The sequence below is a fragment of the Paenibacillus sp. ALE3 genome, from assembly GCF_054113405.1.
Window position 1 is genome coordinate 515,975 of sequence record NZ_CM134214.1, and the last position, 19,024, is coordinate 534,998.

General features: G+C 45.5%; 14 protein-coding genes. 12 read left to right on the forward strand and 2 right to left on the reverse strand.

Annotated elements, in window-relative coordinates:
* Position 1: 1 nt before the first annotated feature.
* From ACXHJ2_RS02225 to ACXHJ2_RS02245, 5 genes are all read left to right on the forward strand, one after another.
* A complete protein-coding gene (locus tag ACXHJ2_RS02225; protein ID WP_165082518.1) occupies positions 2-3,943 on the forward strand; it encodes an NEAT domain-containing protein in 3,942 nt (1,313 codons plus the stop codon).
* 157 nt (positions 3,944-4,100) lie between these two features.
* Positions 4,101-5,060, forward strand: coding sequence for a heme ABC transporter substrate-binding protein IsdE (isdE, locus tag ACXHJ2_RS02230; protein ID WP_165082516.1), 960 nt, complete (start codon positions 4,101-4,103; stop codon positions 5,058-5,060).
* A 14-nt stretch (positions 5,061-5,074) separates the two neighbouring features.
* A complete protein-coding gene (locus tag ACXHJ2_RS02235; protein WP_040102880.1) occupies positions 5,075-6,058 on the forward strand; it encodes a FecCD family ABC transporter permease in 984 nt (327 codons plus the stop codon).
* The gene (locus tag ACXHJ2_RS02240) at positions 6,048-6,881 is read left to right on the forward strand and encodes an ABC transporter ATP-binding protein (protein ID WP_165082514.1); all 834 of its coding nucleotides are present in this window, start codon (positions 6,048-6,050) and stop codon (positions 6,879-6,881) included. The genes ACXHJ2_RS02235 and ACXHJ2_RS02240 overlap by 11 nt, the downstream gene beginning before the upstream one ends.
* A gap of 214 nt (positions 6,882-7,095) precedes the next feature.
* Complete coding sequence (locus tag ACXHJ2_RS02245) at positions 7,096-8,724, forward strand: ABC-F family ATP-binding cassette domain-containing protein (RefSeq protein WP_013373057.1); 1,629 nt, start codon at positions 7,096-7,098, stop codon at positions 8,722-8,724.
* Between the two features lie 180 nt (positions 8,725-8,904).
* On the opposite strand, the gene ACXHJ2_RS02250 is transcribed toward ACXHJ2_RS02245, so the two are convergent.
* Entirely contained in the window at positions 8,905-9,090 is a 186-nt protein-coding gene (locus ACXHJ2_RS02250; RefSeq protein WP_007432127.1) for a hypothetical protein, read from the reverse strand.
* A 476-nt stretch (positions 9,091-9,566) separates the two neighbouring features.
* Between ACXHJ2_RS02250 and ACXHJ2_RS02255 the strand changes: the two genes are divergently transcribed.
* On the forward strand, positions 9,567-10,436 hold the full coding sequence (locus tag ACXHJ2_RS02255; protein ID WP_165082512.1) for a cation diffusion facilitator family transporter: 870 nt from the start codon (positions 9,567-9,569) through the stop codon (positions 10,434-10,436).
* Positions 10,437-10,624: 188 nt separating this feature from the next.
* Positions 10,625-11,809: a C40 family peptidase gene (locus ACXHJ2_RS02260; protein WP_165082510.1), complete on the forward strand. Its 1,185-nt coding sequence runs from the start codon at positions 10,625-10,627 to the stop codon at positions 11,807-11,809.
* 129 nt (positions 11,810-11,938) lie between these two features.
* Here the strand turns inward: ACXHJ2_RS02260 and ACXHJ2_RS02265 are convergent, their stop codons facing one another.
* Positions 11,939-12,106: a DUF1328 domain-containing protein gene (locus ACXHJ2_RS02265; RefSeq protein WP_013373051.1), complete on the reverse strand. Its 168-nt coding sequence runs from the start codon at positions 12,104-12,106 to the stop codon at positions 11,939-11,941.
* A 261-nt stretch (positions 12,107-12,367) separates the two neighbouring features.
* Here ACXHJ2_RS02265 and ACXHJ2_RS02270 point away from each other — a divergent pair, with 261 nt between their 5' ends.
* The 5 genes from ACXHJ2_RS02270 to ACXHJ2_RS02290 all read left to right on the forward strand — a co-directional run bounded on the left by ACXHJ2_RS02270 (position 12,368) and on the right by ACXHJ2_RS02290 (position 19,016).
* Positions 12,368-12,889 (forward strand): DUF948 domain-containing protein, encoded by a 522-nt coding sequence (locus ACXHJ2_RS02270; protein ID WP_165082508.1) that lies wholly within the window; start codon positions 12,368-12,370, stop codon positions 12,887-12,889.
* A gap of 50 nt (positions 12,890-12,939) precedes the next feature.
* Positions 12,940-13,458, forward strand: coding sequence for a hypothetical protein (locus ACXHJ2_RS02275; protein WP_013373049.1), 519 nt, complete (start codon positions 12,940-12,942; stop codon positions 13,456-13,458).
* A 96-nt stretch (positions 13,459-13,554) separates the two neighbouring features.
* The gene (locus ACXHJ2_RS02280) at positions 13,555-13,896 is read left to right on the forward strand and encodes a general stress protein (RefSeq protein ID WP_013373048.1); all 342 of its coding nucleotides are present in this window, start codon (positions 13,555-13,557) and stop codon (positions 13,894-13,896) included.
* Positions 13,897-14,131: 235 nt separating this feature from the next.
* Positions 14,132-15,316 (forward strand): PP2C family protein-serine/threonine phosphatase, encoded by a 1,185-nt coding sequence (locus ACXHJ2_RS02285; protein WP_058831093.1) that lies wholly within the window; start codon positions 14,132-14,134, stop codon positions 15,314-15,316.
* Positions 15,300-19,016 (forward strand): response regulator, encoded by a 3,717-nt coding sequence (locus ACXHJ2_RS02290; protein WP_165082506.1) that lies wholly within the window; start codon positions 15,300-15,302, stop codon positions 19,014-19,016. Before ACXHJ2_RS02285 ends, ACXHJ2_RS02290 begins: the two co-directional genes overlap by 17 nt.
* Positions 19,017-19,024 lie beyond the last annotated feature (8 nt).

Sequence of the window (19,024 nt, forward strand, 5' to 3'; positions counted from 1 at the left end):
CTTGAAAAGCCGATTTAACAAATATATTACGACATTCGCTGCTATTCTAATGTTGTTTTCTTTATTTTCACCATACGCAGGAGCAACACCCGAGGATGAAACCACTTCGTCGAATTTGTCTGACTCAAGCACTACAGTGACTAGTGCTACGTATGTTACTTATGAGTATCCGGTAGAACTGCCCGGTCCATATGTTGAGCCTACCAATGCTATAACTACTACTGAAGCGACTTATGCAGATGGAGAATACCTGATTGATTATAAGCCTTTACGAAAGACAGTCAGCGGAAGCACCAAGGACTCGAGTTTTAAAACAAACTATACCTATCCTGGAGACTTGATCATTAAAGATGGCAAATACCATTTTTCATTTAAATTTGCGGAGGCTCAAGGACTTTCGAAATTTTTAGTAGAACAAAACGGGGAAACGGTTCCCGCCAAAATAGAAGTAGATTCCGGAAAAGCTTCGGGAACTGTTAGCTTCGATGTTTATGATTTTCATCAAAATGTAAATACAGAGTTTGGATTTAACAGCAGTTCTCCATGGTATGTAGATACCGATCCAGACCGTTCAGTGAAGGAATGGATTGAGTTTGATCCTTCCAGTTTGAGACTTAAAAACTCAACGGAGAATCCAACCGTTCCACCAGTGACACCGCCGGTAACGCCTCCTAGCACAGGAGAAAAATTAGCTGATTTGGACTTTACCCTCTTGAAAGATGGAACAGATGAAAAGTCTATGATGGATGGGTATACAGAGAAACCAGGCTCACTAATAGAGCGTGGAGGTAAACAATATGCCCGGTTTACATTAAAGAATAGCAAGCAAATTGATGGCTTCAAAGTAGAGCAAAATGGAGTGTTAACCGATACCTCTATTGTAAGTGAAGATCAAAATGCGAATACTCGAGTTATCGAGTTTGAAGTAAAAGAACTGCCAGCCAAGCTGAACGCATGGGTGAGCATCAACTGGCCTGAGCTTAGCTACGTGCATACTTATAATGTAGATCTTCAGCTGTCTTCTGTACCTGTACCAACAACTTTGGCGGATGGAACGTACGCTATTAACTTTAATACCTTGCACGCAACTAAAGATCAGCCATCAGCCATGGCGCAATATCTGTTGTCTCCAGCGACTTTGACGGTATTGAAGGGACAAAAAGAAGTTTCTTTCACCATTAAAGACAGCACTACTGTAACAGAATTCAAAACAGAGCAAAACGGGACACTTACGGATGCAGATATTGTAAGTGAAGACAAGACAGTCAATACGCGTGTTGTGAAATTCAAAGTAGCCGATTTGGACGCGATTTTGAATGCACAGGTACATGTGAGTACGACTTATCCAGGTGGGGTTTATGAGATGGATCATAAACTTCGTCTTCAGTTCGATAAAAATAGTATCACAGAAAATGGAACCTCTCCGGAAACAAAATCCAATCTGGACTTCACTCTTTTGAAGGATGGAACGAATGAAAAGTCTATGATGGATGGGTATACAGAGAAACCAGGCACCTTGATTGAACGTAATGGCAAGAAGTATGTCCGTTTTACCTTGAAAAACAGTAAGCAAATTGACGGCTTTAAGGTAGAGCAAAACGGAGTATTAACTAATGTTGCTACAGTAAGTGAAGACAAAACTGCAAATACACGAGTTATTGAATTCGAGGTTAAAGAAATACCTGCTAAGTTAAGCGCATGGGTAAGCATCAACTGGCCTGAGCTGGGCTACGTGCATACTTATAATGTAGATCTTCAATTGGCATCTGTGCCCACATCACCTAGCTTGGCGGATGGAACGTATTCTATTAACTTTAACACCCTGCACGCAACCAAAGATCAGCCATCAACCATGGCACAATATCTGTTGTCTCCAGCGACTTTGACGGTATTGAAGGGACAAAAAGAAGTTTCTTTCACCATTAAAGACAGCACTACTGTAACAGAATTCAAAACAGAGCAAAACGGGACACTTACGGATGCAGATATTGTAAGTGAGGATAAGACAGCCAATACGCGTGTTGTGAAATTCAAAGTAGCCGATTTGGATGCAATTTTGAATGCACAAGTGCATGTGAGCACCACCTATCCAGGTGGGGTTTATGAGATGGATCATAAGCCTCGTCTTCAATTTGACCGCAGCAGCATTACAGCTAAAGGACCGGATAACGGAACCACAACCCCAATTGAAAATGGCAGATACAGCATTGATTTCTCCGTACTCAAAAACGGAAGCAATGACATATCTGTGATGGATGGGTATATGCAAAAGCCAGCTACACTGTTAAAACAGTCTGGTAAAAATATCATTCAAATTAAAATGGACAAGAGCAGCTGGATTAAAACGTTTAAAGTAAATGGTTCTGAAGCTCAGGTGGTTGAACAGTCCACCTCTGCAGACACAAGAACAGTACAATTTGAAGTGCCTAATCTTTCAGATAAAGTTACAGTGAACACGCATGTCATCGTACCTGGATTGGATTTCGGTGGCATCCCTTACGACCACGTATATGATGTGCAGTTCCAATTCGAGCCTGCTACCATTCGCAGCTTTGTGGAGCCTACTTCTTCAGGGGCAGCTGATCCTATCGTTAAATTGGATTTCGACAAGCTTGCCAATGGTAAATATGCATTGAAATTCAGCATTGTGCTGCCAGATGGTGTCACAGGATCTGATTCTCCGGCTCAACGCTTCATCACTAATGAACCAGCGCAATTGGTCGTGGAAGGCGACAAACGGTTTGTAGGTCTGAAGCTGCAAAACAGTAATGAAGTTAAGGCGCTGCGCATTTGGGATAACGCAAGTGGAGGTTATCAGGATGCAGAAGTGACCCGGGAAGATGCAGCAAGTAATACGAAGGACGTTCGTTTCAGTGTGAGTGACTTTAAGAACAACGTAAAAGGTCAACTGGTTGTCTACGAAGCTCCTAAAGTGGCAAGTAGCGCCCCGATGGTTTTCAAGGCGGAGGATCGAGTAGAAAAGGTATATGATTTTGAATTTAAATTCGATACCAGTAATGTATCTTATCATAACGAAACCAAAGCAGACAAAGTAGAACAGGGGAAAAATAACTTAGCCGATGGAGAGTACACTGCGAACTTCCGTGTGCTTGCAAACGGAACGGACAAGGATTCTTTGGTGGCTCCATTTGTACAGAGTCTGGCGAAGTTGATTGTGAAAAATGGTAAGGTCCAGGCCCATGTAACCGTAACGGACAATCAGGCTTTGAAATTATTCCAAACGGACTTTGAGGGCCGTTATGCTAATCCAACGATTGTGGCTTCCGACACAAAAGGGGATACACACACAATTGCCTTCGAAGTACCTGATCTGGATAAAAAGCTGAGTGTGTACACACAGGTATATCTGCCTGAGAAGTACATTTTTAATGAGAAATTCGGCGGACAGATTCAATTTGACCGTGCGTCACTCAAAGGTGAGGGAGTTAATGCAGCTACAACTGCAACCGCTACTGAACCGACAGCAGCTTCTACGGACAAAGCAGCAGAAACGACCACACCGGTAGCTGAAGCAAAACCAGCAGTTGAGCAACCAGTTCAAACGGCTTCCGAGAAGCAATACACGATTAATTACAACGTATTTAAAGACAAAACGAATGAAGCGTCCGTTATGGATGGTTATCTCGATAAACCAGCCACATTGATTGAAAAGGGAGACAAGCGTTATATCCAAGTCTCTTTGAAAAACAGCTCTTGGATGCCAACTCTACAAGTGGAGCAAAACGGTACCCTAAAAGATGTGGAAGTGATCTCGACATCCGGTGATACACGTATCGTCCAATTTGAGGTAGGGGACTTGTCCCAGAAAATCAGTGCTTACACACACGTAATTGTCCCTGGTTTGGTCCTTGGCGGAGTACCATATGATCACTGGTATACGGTTCAGTTCCAATTTGATGAAGCAAGCCTAAAGGTGAAATAACCTCAGGTTATGCCATCAATAAAGCCTGAATAACAGCAAAGCTTGTATGCGAGCAAGTCTTGGTGTCCCGGCATCAAGACTTGTCAGCATTTACATACCCGAAAAATTGGGACCCACGCTGTTGCTCTATATTTTGAATTGAGGTGATTGGATTTTCATGAAACAGTATGCAGCTTTGACTCAAAAGAAATCGTTTGTTTTCTATATGTTAATCGGCATTATGATCTTATTGCTGGCCGGATGCTCCGGGGGAGCACAGGCTGGACAGAACCCTAGCCATGGTTCGACTTCAACGGCAGCATCAGATGCAACCGGAAAGTCGTCTAATGATAAAAAAGCAACTCCACGTATTGTGGCGACTACAGTAGCCATTTCTGAAATTACGAATGCGCTGGGCTTGGATTTGGCTGGCAAGCCGACAAGCACCAAAGTATTGCCTGATCGTTACAAGGATGTCCCTGATGTGGGAAATCCAATGAGTCCTGATATGGAAAAAGTAATGTCCTTGAAACCTACAGATGTACTATCGGTGACCACACTCAAATATGATTTGGAGCCCAAGTTTAAGGACCTGAACATCAATGCTGAATTTTTGAATTTTGAAAGCCTTGCGAATATGCAAAAGGAAATTCAAAAGCTGGGAGACCGATTTGATAAAGCTGAAAAGGCGAAAGAGATTAATGGGGCCTTGGATGCCAAAGTTGCTGAGATTCAGCAAAAAATCAAAGGAAAGAAGTCTCCTAAAGTACTAATTCTACTGGGTGTTCCGGGAAGCTATCTGGTGGCTACCGAACATTCCTATATTGGAGATCTGGTTAAAATTGCAGGCGGAACAAATGTAGTTCAAGGCGAGAAAGTGGAGTTCATAGCCCATAATACCGAAGCCTTGCAGCAATCCAACCCCGATATCATTTTGCGTGCTGCACACGGGATGCCGGATGAAGTCGTAAAAATGTTCGATGAAGAGTTCAAAACTAACGATATCTGGAAGCATTTCAACGCTGTGAAAAAAGGGCATGTTTATGACCTGCCTGAACCGTTGTTTGGCACCACAGGGAATTTAGCGGCAAGCTCTGCGCTGGATGAGCTGATGAAAATGCTGTATCCTTCGAATTAAAGGAAGCTGATGACATGTCCAAAAAATTATGGAGCCTTATTGTTGTAATTGTCTTACTCGTCGCTGTCATGCTGTATTCAGCGATGACAGGCAGCCTCAAGGTGAATTTAAGCCAGTTGGTGACCGGATTGTGGACAGGTACAGATGATCAGGTGAATGTGGTCAAGGACCTCAGACTACCGAGAATTATCGTAGCTGTGATGGCGGGAGCAGCACTTGCGGTGGCGGGCGTTTTGCTGCAAGCTGTCATGAAAAACCCCCTGGCCGATTCTGGCGTGATCGGCATTTCTTCGGGAGCGGCCTTGATCTCGCTGATCGCGGTGACCATCTTTCCCGCACTTTATTTCTGGATGCCGTTCTTTTCATTTATTGGCGGTGCGTTGGCCTGTCTAATGGTCTACGGATTTTCATGGAAATCCGGCTTGCATCCCATTCGCCTTATTCTGATTGGGGTGGCAGTAAACGCCATCTTTTCCGGCCTAGGTCAGTCGTTTAACTATCGGGGCAGTTATGCGGTCACCAGCATTAATCAGGTCACCACCTCAACCTTGTCTATGAAAAAATGGGTAGATGTTGAGGTAATTGTGACCTATGGCGGGATTGGGCTAATTTTAGCCATGCTCGTCTTCTCCTGGTGTAATTTCTTGTCACTTCAAGATAAAACGGCTAAAAATTTGGGTCTTAACGTGACGCGCGCACGACTTTTGATTTCTGTGATTGCAGTGCTGCTTGCAGCGACTGCTACAGCTATCGCAGGGGTGATTGCTTTTATCGGCCTGCTCGTTCCGCATTGTGCCCGCTACCTGGTTGGTTCGGATCATAAGTGGCTGATTCCGTTCTCTGCCTTATGCGGCGGTTTGCTGCTGTTGCTTGCGGATACACTGGGGCGAACGGTGCTTGCTCCCAATGAAATTCCAGCCTCTATTATTATGGCAGTCATTGGCGGACCGTTCCTAATATTCCTGATCAGAAAGGCGGATCGTACCTATGGACATTAAAGATATAACCTTCTCCTATGATCGGAAAACAGACCGTTTACATGCGATCAATGCTGTTATTGAGCGGGGACGAATTACTACGATTATTGGCCCCAATGGATGTGGCAAATCGACACTGCTCAGCGTGATGTCCAACAATGCTGTTCCTCGCATGGGCCAGGTGATGCTGGACGGCAAGGAGATAGCCCACTACAAGCCCAAGGAGCTGGCCCGTCAATTAGCGGTAGTTCATCAGCAGAACGAAGCTCCCTCCGACCTGACAGTAGAAAAACTTGTCAGCTTCGGAAGACTGCCTCATAAGAGCATGTTCACAACCAGCCGGGACGAGGACGAGGAAGCAGTCGAATGGGCTATAGCCTGCACCAATCTGGAGGAACGCAGAACACATACACTGGATCAGCTCTCAGGAGGAGAACGGCAGCGTGTGTGGATTGCGATGGCCTTGGCACAGCGAACGCCGATTTTATTTTTGGATGAGCCGACCACCTATCTGGATATGTATTACCAGCTTGAGATTTTGGAGCTTATTCGTCAGCTCAATCGGGAGCACGGACTGACCATCGTGATGGTCCTGCATGATATTAATCAGGCTATTCGGTATAGCGACGTGATGATCGCTATGAAGGAAGGACGCATAATAGCGAATGGTCCGCCTAAAGAGGTCGTTACATCCGAACTGATTCAGGCAGTCTATGGTGTCAAAGTAGTCATAAGACAGGACGAGGAGGCGGGGATGTATCTTATTCCGATAGGCGTCGGAGCTTCCGAACATTTACACGTACAGAGAGAGTGTAAGGTATCTGTCCTTGAGTTATCTCATTGAATTTAAAACATAAAAATGGTTCTGGTCGAGGGGTTTGTCAGGTGACAATCGTGAAGACAGAAGCATTTTTTTATTTTATTTATAAGATATTGAATGAGATTCAGAGACAGTTCTGCTTAGACTACGGTTCGAATCCGATCTTTTGTGTGTTATACTATTGCCGTCGGTAATTTTGTGTTTAGCACTTTACTAATGATAAGGATGGTATGCTTATATGATCAGTACAAGCGGCGTAACGCTTCGTTATGGTAAACGCCCACTTTTTGAAGACGTAAATATCAAATTTACTCCTGGGAACTGCTACGGCCTGATTGGGGCGAATGGCGCGGGTAAGTCCACCTTTTTGAAAATTCTTTCCGGTGAAATCGAAGCCAATTCAGGTGAGGTTCACATGACACCGGGCGAACGGATGGCTGTCCTCAAGCAGAACCATTATGAATACGATGAATTTCCGGTTCTGGAAACCGTTATTATGGGTCATACGCGTCTGTATGAAATCATGAAGGAAAAGGATGCACTGTACGCCAAAGCGGAGTTTTCCGAAGCAGACGGTTTGCGTGCTGGTGAATTGGAAGGCGAATTTGCAGAGCTGAACGGTTGGGATGCCGAGCCGGATGCGGCTGCATTGCTGATCGGTCTCGGTATTCCGCGCGATCTGCATGACAAAAAAATGGCTGAGATGAGCGGCAACGACAAAGTGCGCGTTCTGTTGGCACAAGCGTTGTTTGGTCGTCCGAACAATTTGCTGCTTGATGAGCCTACCAACCATTTGGACCTCGAATCCATTCAGTGGCTGGAGAACTTCCTGATGGACTATGAAGGCACCGTCATCGTTGTATCCCATGACCGTCACTTCCTGAACAAGGTATGTACGCATATTGCGGATATTGATTTTGGTAAAATCCAGATGTATGTCGGCAATTATGACTTCTGGTACGAATCCAGCCAGCTTGCGCTTACACTGGCTCGCGATGCGAACAAGAAGAAGGAAGAAAAAATCAAAGAACTGCAAGCCTTTATTCAGCGCTTTTCTGCGAATGCTTCCAAGTCCAAGCAGGCGACTTCGCGTAAAAAGCAACTGGATAAAATTACGCTGGACGACATCCGTCCATCGAACCGTAAATATCCGTTCATTAACTTCAAGCCTGAGCGTGAAGCGGGCAAACAATTGCTGACTGTAGATAGTGTCAGCAAAACCGTGGAAGGCGAGCAAGTGCTTAACGAGTTCAGTCTGGTTGTGAACAAAGGCGATAAAATTGCGTTTGTAGGTCCGAATGGTCTGCCTAAAACGACGCTCTTCCAGATCTTGATGAACGAACTGGAAGCGGATAAAGGTGAATTTTCCTGGGGGATTACAACGAGCCAAGCGTATTTCCCGAAAGATAACTCCACTTATTTTGAAGGTGTGGATCTGAATCTTGTGGACTGGTTGCGTCAATATTCCAAGGATCAGGATGAAACGTTCCTGCGCGGCTTCTTGGGACGTATGCTTTTCTCAGGCGAAGAAGCGCTTAAGAAAGCAAGTGTACTGTCCGGGGGAGAAAAGGTTCGCTGTATGCTGGCGAAAATGATGTTGAACGGTGCTAACGTACTGCTTCTGGAAGAACCGACCAACCACTTGGATCTGGAGTCCATCACAGCGCTGAACAATGGTCTGATCGACTTTGACGGGACTATTTTGTTCACTTCTCATGACCATCAGTTCATTCAAACCATTGCGAATCGCATCGTGGAAATTACACCAAACGGCGTAATCGACCGTACGATGAGCTATGATGAATACTTGGAAAATGAAGAAATCGCTAAATTACGTGAACGCATGTACCCGGTAGAAATCGGCTAACATCCGAACTGCTAATTTCAGCAAATAGATAAACGAAAGAGGAGCTCCATCAGGCCATTGATATGGCCGGGAGACTCCTCTTTTTTCGTTTTGTGCCGTGCCCTTAGCTTAATCGGTTCCGAGAATGAGGTAAGATAGATCTTGCCTGCTCTTCGGTACCCTATATAGCCTAGGGGGGGCTTATGATCCGCCTGTACGACGGCGTTGGTTGTTCGGCTTCTTCGTATTTTGGCTTTTCAGTGTTTTGGTGGAACCGCCTTGAAAGCCGCCCTGCTGTGAAGCGCCGGACTGCTGTTTTTTTTGTGCCAGCTTTTCCCGAATGGCATCTGCGAGATTAATTTTACGTGGTTCGTTAGCATCGCTCATGAATAAATTCCTCCTGTTGCCGCCAGATTCAAGTCAATCATGCTGGATTGAAGAAAAACGCGGCTGTGTCCTCATTTTATACGTTTTTAAAAGAAGGGACAAGGGCAACAATGATAACACATCGCTGGAGTAAGGCAGGAGGGAAAATGTCTGTTTTTTGCATAAAGGAAAAATTGTTTTGTGTAACCTACAGGGATGGTGCCTGGCAATACTTTTTCGTTGTTCCTACAGCGATGTAGAGCGGAAAGACTGTTTCTCTAGACCCACACAAAGTACGTCTGTTATCCTGAAAATAACAGTTATCCAAAGGGAAATTGTTATTTTTAGTAGCAGCTTTGCTGCTTGTTTGAGGAGTAGTGTAAGGACAGCTGTGCTGCTTATTTTAAAGAATGGTACGACGGCAGCTATGCTGCTATTTTTATTTCTGGGCAGGTCTCTATGCTGCAAACTATCTATTTGAAGGAGTGTCCTCGGTTGTGGTAAATGTCTATGATGAAATACGAAAAGGTGAGCGAGGGGCGTGGGTGAGTATTGCTGCTTATCTCTTGCTGTCCGCCTTTAAGCTGATTAGCGGATATATATTTGCTTCTAGCGCGTTGCTGGCCGATGGATTCAACAATGTCACCGATATTGTGGTGTCGGTTGCTGTATTAATCGGTCTAAGAATCTCCCAGAAACCACCAGATTCCGACCATACCTATGGACATTTTCGGGCCGAAACGATCGCGGCGTTGCTGGCGTCCTTTATTATGGCTGTCGTTGGGTTGCAGGTGCTGATTGACGGAATCGGAAGCATTTTTAAGGGAGGAAAGCAAACACCGGATATTACCTCTGCGGGTGTGGCTGTGATTTGTGCAGTGATTATGTTGGGAGTGTACCTGTACAATAACAGGCTGGCTCGGCAAATCAACAACAAGGCGTTGCTGGCGGCGGCCAAGGATAATCTATCGGATGCACTTGTCAGTGTTGGAGCAGCAGTGGGCATTATCGGGGCACAGTTTGGGCTGCCGTGGTTGGATACTGTTGCGGCGATTGTGGTAGGGTTCATCATTTGTAAAACAGCGTGGGAGATTTTTAGGGATTCCACACATAGCTTGACTGATGGATTTGATGAGCAAGAACTGTCCGACTTACGGAGTACGATTGCTCTTATACCTGGAGTAGAGGGAATTCGTGACGTTAAGGCACGGGTACACGGTAACCATGCGCTGGTGGATGTGGTCATTGAGGTCAATCCGCAGCTCAGTTTGATCGAAGGACATCGGATCAGCGACCAGATTGAGGAACGTCTACAAGAGGTTCATAATACGATGCACGTTCATGTCCATGTAGAACCTAAATTATAGATTAATTATTAAATAATTAGTATAAAAAGTGACTTTAGACCTATACCTAAAATGGTGTACACGCTATCTTTTGTGACGTTTGGATTATATCTCTCTTCCTGCTGCTTTTACTATAATGAAGGCATGTCCGGCTATATTCGTCGGAATTATGCTCTTCAAATTCGTAAAAACAGCCAGGAGGTGCAACATTGAGAAGACGCGTGATGGGAATGCTCATGACGTCAGCCGCGCTGTTGGCAGCAATTCATGTGGCGCCGGGTCAGGTTGACGCAGCGGCATCGACTACAGCATCCACAGGCCAGAAGGCGGTTATCCAGGCGGCTGTAAAGCTTAGATCTGGCCCTTCCACTACGGGCGATGTAGTCAGCTTTATGAAGCAGGGAGAGGCCGTAACGGTATTGGAGAAAACAAACAACTATTGGTATAAGGTCAAGACTTCTGATGGAGTAACCGGCTACACAAGCAGCTCTGACAAGTACATAAAAGTTGGCGCTACCAGCGTCGCTGCTGCTGCCACGTCGCCTGTCAGCCGTAAAACGGAAGCCTCAGAGTCAGCTAAAACTGTTTCAGCTTCAGTTAAAAATGTTTCAACTAAAGAGGCTTCGGCTTCAGTGAATAGTTCTGCCGGTCAAACGAAAGCTACGATTCAAACGTCCGTTCGTTTGCGGGCGGAGGCATCCACTTCTTCCGAGGTTCTGGGCTATATGAACACAGGGGATGTCGTTACGATTACCGATTCAAGCAACGCATATTGGTTCAAGGTCACCACTGCTGACGGTACAGTAGGCTATGTCAGCTCATCTCCACAATATATTCGTATTGGTGAGGGCGTTGTTGTGCAGCAGGCAGTAGCTTCTGCGGCAGCTTCAGATACTACTGCTCTACCTGCGGTAGCGTCTCCTGTATCGACGGTTAGCTTGTCTTCTGGTGATACAGCGGCTGCAATTGAACAGGTTATTGACACAGGTATGACTTACCTTGGAACACCTTATGAATATGGTTCTGATCGCAACAGTACGGCTACTTTTGATTGCTCGGCATTTACTCGCCAAATTTTCCGTCAGGCTGTAGGTATCCAGCTTCCGGCAGATTCTCGTTCACAGGGTGAGTGGATCAAGCAGAACAGCCAGCCGAATACGGATATGACTACACTGAAGCGTGGCGATCTGCTCTTTTTTACAAATTATAATGCATCTTCAGGGGCGTACACGTCCTTGGATAATTCCTCCCAAACGATTACGCATGTAGCTGTATACTTGGGAGACAACAAGCTTCTCCATACGTTTTCTGTAGCGGCCGGTGGTGTAAAAGTTACGGATTTCAGCAAGCCTTGGCAGGATCGTTTCCTGTTTGGAGGCAGCGTGATCCAATAGAAACGCCGTTCACTGTTAAAAGTTGCATCAAAAAAGGATGTTCCACAACTCTGTTGACCAGGGTGGGAACATCCTTTTTTGATAAGCATATGATACATAACACTTTTGGGCGTAGCAATCATCCAATGCCTATGAGGCTCGTTTTCTTCCGGTAAAGAGTGAAATAACGAATAACACCAAAAATAGTACAAATAACATTTTGGCGATTGTAGCGGCTACGGAGACGACGATACCAAAAAAACCTAAAATCCCGGCGATCACAGCAAAAACTAAGAATAAAGCCGACCATTTCAGCATGTTCTGTATCCTCCTTTGATTGTATATAATGTGGCATACTCGCGCCCTGATCGAGCGTGGTAGCAGATGACAGTGACTTCTACAAATTAAGCGTGGCTGTGCCATCATTATATGGTGTTTTAAACGATGCAAGGGCCTGTGAATCATAACGATTGGAGCACAAGGAGCTACCAGTCTGGACGTTGTTTCGTGTCCGAATGTAGAGGGTAACTATGCAGTAATCATAAACATCATCGTGAAAGACGAAAGAGAGGTTACGCTATGTTAACACAGGTCAGCATTTTTATTATTGCTATCGCATTTGCCGTTCTCGTTATTTACCTTATTAAGACTTTGAAAGCAGCCCAAGGTTCTCTGGATAAGGTGACTCAAACCTTGCAGGAAGTACAAAAGACAGTCGATGAACTGAGTTATGAAGTAAAGCAAACGGTTCGACATGCAAATGACATCACCGCAGATGTTGATCATAAATTGAAGCAAGTGGAACCAGTGATGGAGTCGGTTAAAAACCTGGGGGAGGTACTTAGTGAAGTGACGCTGGCCGCCAAGCAGGCTTCAACAGCGTTAATGACACGGCTTCAGAAGTCGCGAAGCACTACGAGCAGCCCTTCCGGAACGGAGAAGGCAATCAAGTCAACGGTTTCGAACAGACCTTTGACTGCAACAGAGCGGACGGTTCAGAGCTACAATGCCACTTATGGGGAACCTGCGGGCAAGCCGGCTAAGAACTGGCTGGGTTATGTAGACATCGCTGCTGGGGTGTGGCAGAAAATGCGTCAGTAGTATAGTGCTGAACCGTAAACTATTGGAAATTCATTGAAAGGGTGAGAATTATGATGAAGACATTATTACTAGCCGCTGGTTTGCTCACTCCCTTTTCCGGACAGGATACGGTTCAGCAAACCGTCTCCCCGCAGACAGCGGGGCATATGGTAAGGGCTGTTCAGACGATAACTGCTCCACATGCTGTGCCAGCTGATTTTCAGACCTTAAATGGCATATCTCTGGATGATACTCGTGCGGATGTATTAAAAAAACTGGGCAAGCCACTTCGAGTCAAGAAGGATATGCTGCTGCTTTCTACAGAATATCAATATCCGGATGTCGTGGTAGGTATGCGTGATGACGTCGTCTCTTATGTGCATGTAGATCCTGCTGCAGGTCGAATCAAAGTGAATGATAAGTGGCTGCCACTGCAACGGAAAACGCTGGATCAGGCGCTAGGCGGCTCGCAATTTACGGCAGAAGACGGAGAAGTATATGTACGCGGGCAGCGTGCGATCAAAGTGTTTACGGATAAGACGTCTGATAAGCCGAAGTATGTTGAGTTTTTTGATGAAACGGAGTGGTGATCGATTTTTTCAAGGCGTGACATCATATGGAAGTTTCAAATGGATGAATGAAGTGTAATAGTCAGAGAAGTCAATCCTTAAAGGAGCGTGAGAAACATGAATCAGACCAATCATAAATCTTATGCCAAGGTGGTAGAGAACGGTGTACAAGCCGTTGAAGCTGTGAATGAGTTGCGTAACACGGGCTATCGTTATGAGGATGTGTTTGTGCTCGCTCATGATCAGGATCGGACGGATCGTATCGCCGATACGGTGGCTGCCAAGGAAATCGGGATTAAGGAAGAAGGCGTTTTCGACTCATTAGCGAATTTGTTCCGTTCCCGTGGCGATGAGCTTCGTGCTAAAATCACTTCCTTGGGTTTTACAGATACGGAAGCAGATTTTTATGAAAAAGAATTAGACCAGGGTAAAGTGCTGGTTATTGCGAAAAAAGCGTGATATTTCCAGCTCATCATAGGATCAAACAAGCTTAGAGTTGAAAAAGAGGATGTTGGCCGCAGCACAAGTGTTTCGCGGGTTCTCCAAAAACATAGATAAGGAATGGGGCTTCAGCCTCATTCCTTATCTATGTTTTTGGAATGCCTGCTTACGGAAACGCTATTTCCAATCAACATGGGTGTTGCCCCCTAAGCAGGTATAGTATAATACATGGGTTACAGATAAGGAGAGAGCAATGAGAATTCTAATTGTTGACGATAATCCAACGAATGTCATTATTATTCGTGAAATACTAAAAAAAGAAAATTATCGCGATGTAATCTCTGCCAGCTCGGCCGCAGAAATGCTGGAGCATCTGGGAATCGGCGACCGTACTATTAGTCTCCGGCCCCGTCCTTCGGATATTGATTTGGTGCTGCTGGATATGATGATGCCTGAAATGGACGGCATTGAGGCTTGCAGTATTGTGCAGGAATATGAACATTTAAAAGATATTCCGATTATTATGGTTACCGCTGTAGGCGATTCTAAAAAATTGGCCGAAGCCTTGGATGTGGGAGCCGTCGATTATGTCACGAAGCCGATTAACAAGGTAGAGCTAATGGCTCGTATTCGATCTGCCTTGCGTCTCAAGCAGGAAAAGGACTGGCATAAGGACCGGGATCAGCGAATTCAGGATGAATTGAAGCTGGCTGCGATGGTGCAGCAGGCGGTGCTGAGTCCTGCCATTCAGGACCCGATGCTGCAAGCGAATGCACTGTACCAGCCTTCCTTTGAACTGGCGGGGGATTTATATTCATGGTATCCGCTAGGGGAAGGGAGATATGCCGTCATTTTGCTCGATATGATGGGCCATGGCATTTCTTCTTCTCTGTTTTGCATGTTCATTGCGTCTGTACTTAAGGATACGGTGACCACGTATGTGGAGCCGGAGAAGGTCATACAAGAGCTGAATCGTCGTTTTAATCAACTGGATTTGGGCAAGCAGCTGGTACAGTATTATTTTACGGCGATTTATATGGTGATTGATACTCGTTCACGGCGAATTGACTATGTAAATGCAGGGCATCCTCCCGGCTTGCTGTTCAATCAGGACGGCAGTATAACCAAATTAGACCGTGCGTGTAGCCCGGTCGGATTGTTTGATAAAATTGATGCAGAGATGCACACGATTTATTACGAAGGAACTGGGCATATCGCTTTGTATACAGATGGCTTGCTGGAGGCGGTAGAAGGTGAATATGAGGAACAATTGGATTATCTGACTGCCTGTCTGCGTAAGTATGAGGAATGGAATGAAGAAGCGATGCTGGATGCATTTTTTCGTAATGACGGGGGACCGCAGGATCGCGATGATGATAAGTGCCTGATCTGGATTTCGCTGAAAGAGGGAGAGAGCTTGCATGAAAATCAGAAATAAGCTGCTGATTGGCTTTGGATCGCTTATGGCGATCCTCCTTGTGCTGACGCTAATCAGCTATGACCGGATGGGGAGCCTGAATGAACAGCTAAACCAGGTTTATCAAGAACGATATGTGAAGGTCCGGAAAACAACAGCTATACGCGGACAGGTGAACGATATGGCTAAAGTGATGGCCAATCTAATCTTGAATCCAGGCTCCTCTGTCAGTGAGGCCAAACGCGAGCTCGATGATCTTTCCGCTGCGGGTACGAAAGTGATGGCTAGTCTGCAAACGGATTCCGGCACCAGTGAAGAACAACAGCAGATTGACCGGGTGGCTGCTGCATGGAAAGACTTCATAAACTACGAAGAGAGACTCATTTCCTTATTGGGGCAAGATCGTATTGAGGAAGCTAATGCTTTCCGTAATAGCACTGGACTGCCTGCTCAAGAGGAGGCAATGGACAGCATTAATACCCTTGCCGTTTTTCAAGATCGGGAAATTGATAACGATATGAAGCAAGCCAATCGGGCCTATGAGGAATCTGTGCAGATTACCACAATCCTGATGGCTGCTGGTCTGATCATGGGCTTACTGGTTATTTTGTGGGTACTCCCGAGCATTGCCAAAGGTCTAAATACTGTTAACCTCATGATGAGCGGCTTTGGCAAGGGAAAGTACAGGGCTATCAGCCGGATGAGTGTGGCCTCCAAAGATGAAATCGGAGAGGTTGCTCGTGTGTTTCAACAATTGGCTGGAGACCTAGATGAAAAAAGGAAATTCGAGCATTCCGTCCTTCAAACGCAGAAGGACCAAACTTGGCTTAATGCCAATACTGCTCGGTTGACTGAGCTGTTTCGTGGTGTGAATTCACTGAAGCAGGTTGCTCAGATGTTCATTAGTGAGTTTACGCCCATCTTGGGAGGCAGTTACGGAGCCATCTACCTGCAAGGAAAAGATGTAGAAGACCACCGATTCAAGTTGTATGGCTCCTATGCAAAGGTGACTGGCGAAGGCTCGATCAGAGACGTTATCCAAGTGGGCGAAGGTTTGCTTGGACAGTGTGTTCTGGATCGTAAGCCAATCTTGGTTACAGAGGCGCCTGAAGGATACTTGTCCATTGGCTCCGCCTTAGGAGAAAGTAAGCCCGTGGGAATTATGATTTTCCCTATTATGTTCGAGGATGAATGCATTGGTGCCGTGGAAATAGCGTCACTGGATCGCTTCAGTGATCTGGAAACGAAGCTGTTTGCTCAGTTAGTGGAGAGCTTAGGGATCATTTTGAATAACATCAGGGGACGGATGCGAGTTGAGCAATTGCTGCGCGAATCGCAGGCACTTACCGAGGAATTGCAATGTCAGTCTGAAGAGCTGCAAACTCAGCAAGAAGAACTCAAGCGTTCCAACGAGAATTTGGAGCAGCAAACAGAGGAGCTTAAGCGTTCCGAGGAATTATTACAGCGTCAACAGGAAGAATTGGAGCATTTTAATACTGAACTGATTGCCAAAACGAGAGCACTGGAAGAACAGGTTCGAGAAGTGGAAGAAAAGAACGATGAAATCGAACGTGCACGAGCCCAATTGGAGCAGCAGGCCATGCAGCTTGGGATCACAAGCAAATACAAATCCGAGTTTTTGGCCAATATGTCGCATGAACTGCGTACTCCGCTAAATAGCTTGCTCATTCTTTCTCAGCTGCTGTCTGAGAACAAGGAAGGCAATCTTAAGCCCAAACAAGTCGAATATGCACAAACCATTTATATGTCAGGCGCGGATTTGTTAAAAATGATTGATGAAATTCTGGATTTATCCAAAGTGGATGCTGGAAAAATGGATATTAATCATGAAACGGTCCATTTGGAGGAGCTGGAGCTGTTTGTTGAACAGAATTTTGCTCCGGTCGCAGCCAAACGTGAGCTTCAACTGCATACCGAAATTGAAGAGAACTTGCCAGATGCCATTGTTAGTGACGGTTATCGTCTCAAACAAATTTTACGTAACTTGCTGTCCAATGCGTTTAAGTTCACCACGGAAGGTTCTATAAGTTTCAAGGTATCTCGGGTAAATGGAGAGCAGCTTCCGGGTATGCTAAATCCACGAAAATCCTATCTGGCTCTATCTGTGCGTGATACGGGCATCGGAATTGCTTCAGACAAAACAGATCTGATCTTCGAAGCCTTCCAACAGGTAGACGGTACGACTAGCCGGAAATACGGGGGAACAGGGCTAGGGCTGTCGATCAGTCGTGAGCTTTCCAAATTGTTGGGCGGTGCCATTACGGTGGAATCCGAGCAGGGGCAGGGCAGTTGCTTCACACTGTATTTGCCGGAACAAACGCCTACCGAAAAGAATATGGATTCTCATTCGAGAGAGGCGCTTGACAGTACAGATGTACATCCGGATTTTGAGGGTGTCGCTGCTTCAGCGGAAGCAGATCTTCCAATGATTATGCCTGCTGAACGCTTACCTGTATATCAGATGCCTGCGAAGAGCGGAGCGGAGGACATACATCCGGGTGATGACCGAAACGAGATTACCCCGCAGGATAAAGTGCTGCTGATTATTGAGGATGATATTAATTTTGCTAATATTTTGTACGACATGGCCCGTAGCCGAGGCTTTAAGGCGCTGATCGCTCTCAAAGGAGACGATGGGCTGAACATGGCTCATTCTTATTTGCCAGATGCTATTATATTAGATATTCAGTTACCTGTGATGGATGGCTGGTCCATTTTGGGCGAGCTGAAAGGAAACTCATCGACACGTCATATTCCAGTACATGTTATTTCGGTCATTGATGATGTGAAGCAGGGCTTGATGATGGGCGCAATTGCTTATCTCAAAAAGCCTTCCTCGAAGGAGAGTCTGGATAAGGCATTTTCACATATAAAGTCGTATACGGACCAAATGGTAAAACGCCTCCTTGTAGTCGAGGATGACGATAATCAACGCAAATCCATTATTGAGCTCATCGACCATGATGATGTGGCCATTACAGCGGTATCGACTGGTAAAGAAGCACTAAACGAGCTGGCCACCCAGCGGTATGACTGCATGGTACTGGACCTGATGTTGAGTGACATGACAGGCTTTGAATTGCTCGACCGCATTCGGGAAAATGAGCAGCTCACCGATCTGCCGATCATTATTTATACAGGCAAAGATCTGGATAGTAAGGAAGAAACACAACTTCGAAAATATGCAGAGTCCATTATTATTAAGGATGTCAAATCACCGGAACGACTTTTGGATGAGACTACGTTGTTCCTGCATCGGGTGGAGGCAAATCTTCCTGAGGACAAACGTAAAATTCTGCAGAAGCTTTATAACAAGGAAGAGCTGTTTGAAGGCAAAAAAATATTGTTGGTAGACGATGATATTCGTAATGTATTTGCTCTGTCCAGTGTGCTGGAAAGCTATCGTATGGAGGTTACCTTTGCTGAAAATGGAAGGGAAGCACTGGAACTGCTCGAACAGACACCTGATTTTGATCTGGTGCTGATGGATATGATGATGCCGGAAATGGATGGATATGAAGCGATGCGACGTATCCGGTTAATGCCACAATTCGAGAAGTTGCCTATTATTGCCCTGACAGCCAAGGCGATGAAAGATGATCGTTCCAAGTGTATTGAGGCAGGCGCTTCCGATTATGTAAAAAAACCGATTCAAACCGAACAGCTTTTATCATTAATGCGAGTGTGGTTGTATTCGTAACCCAAAAA

Coding starts and splice junctions, on each gene's coding strand:
- ACXHJ2_RS02270 (WP_165082508.1), top strand. CDS start 12,368: ATGTTAACACAGGTCAGCATTTTTATTATTGCTATCGCATTTGCCGTT.
- ACXHJ2_RS02290 (WP_165082506.1), top strand. CDS start 15,300: ATGAAAATCAGAAATAAGCTGCTGATTGGCTTTGGATCGCTTATGGCG.
- ACXHJ2_RS02275 (WP_013373049.1), top strand. CDS start 12,940: ATGATGAAGACATTATTACTAGCCGCTGGTTTGCTCACTCCCTTTTCC.
- ACXHJ2_RS02250 (WP_007432127.1), bottom strand. CDS start 9,090: ATGAGCGATGCTAACGAACCACGTAAAATTAATCTCGCAGATGCCATT.
- ACXHJ2_RS02285 (WP_058831093.1), top strand. CDS start 14,132: ATGAGAATTCTAATTGTTGACGATAATCCAACGAATGTCATTATTATT.
- ACXHJ2_RS02235 (WP_040102880.1), top strand. CDS start 5,075: ATGTCCAAAAAATTATGGAGCCTTATTGTTGTAATTGTCTTACTCGTC.
- isdE (WP_165082516.1), top strand. CDS start 4,101: ATGAAACAGTATGCAGCTTTGACTCAAAAGAAATCGTTTGTTTTCTAT.
- ACXHJ2_RS02280 (WP_013373048.1), top strand. CDS start 13,555: ATGAATCAGACCAATCATAAATCTTATGCCAAGGTGGTAGAGAACGGT.
- ACXHJ2_RS02265 (WP_013373051.1), bottom strand. CDS start 12,106: ATGCTGAAATGGTCGGCTTTATTCTTAGTTTTTGCTGTGATCGCCGGG.
- ACXHJ2_RS02245 (WP_013373057.1), top strand. CDS start 7,096: ATGATCAGTACAAGCGGCGTAACGCTTCGTTATGGTAAACGCCCACTT.
- ACXHJ2_RS02240 (WP_165082514.1), top strand. CDS start 6,048: ATGGACATTAAAGATATAACCTTCTCCTATGATCGGAAAACAGACCGT.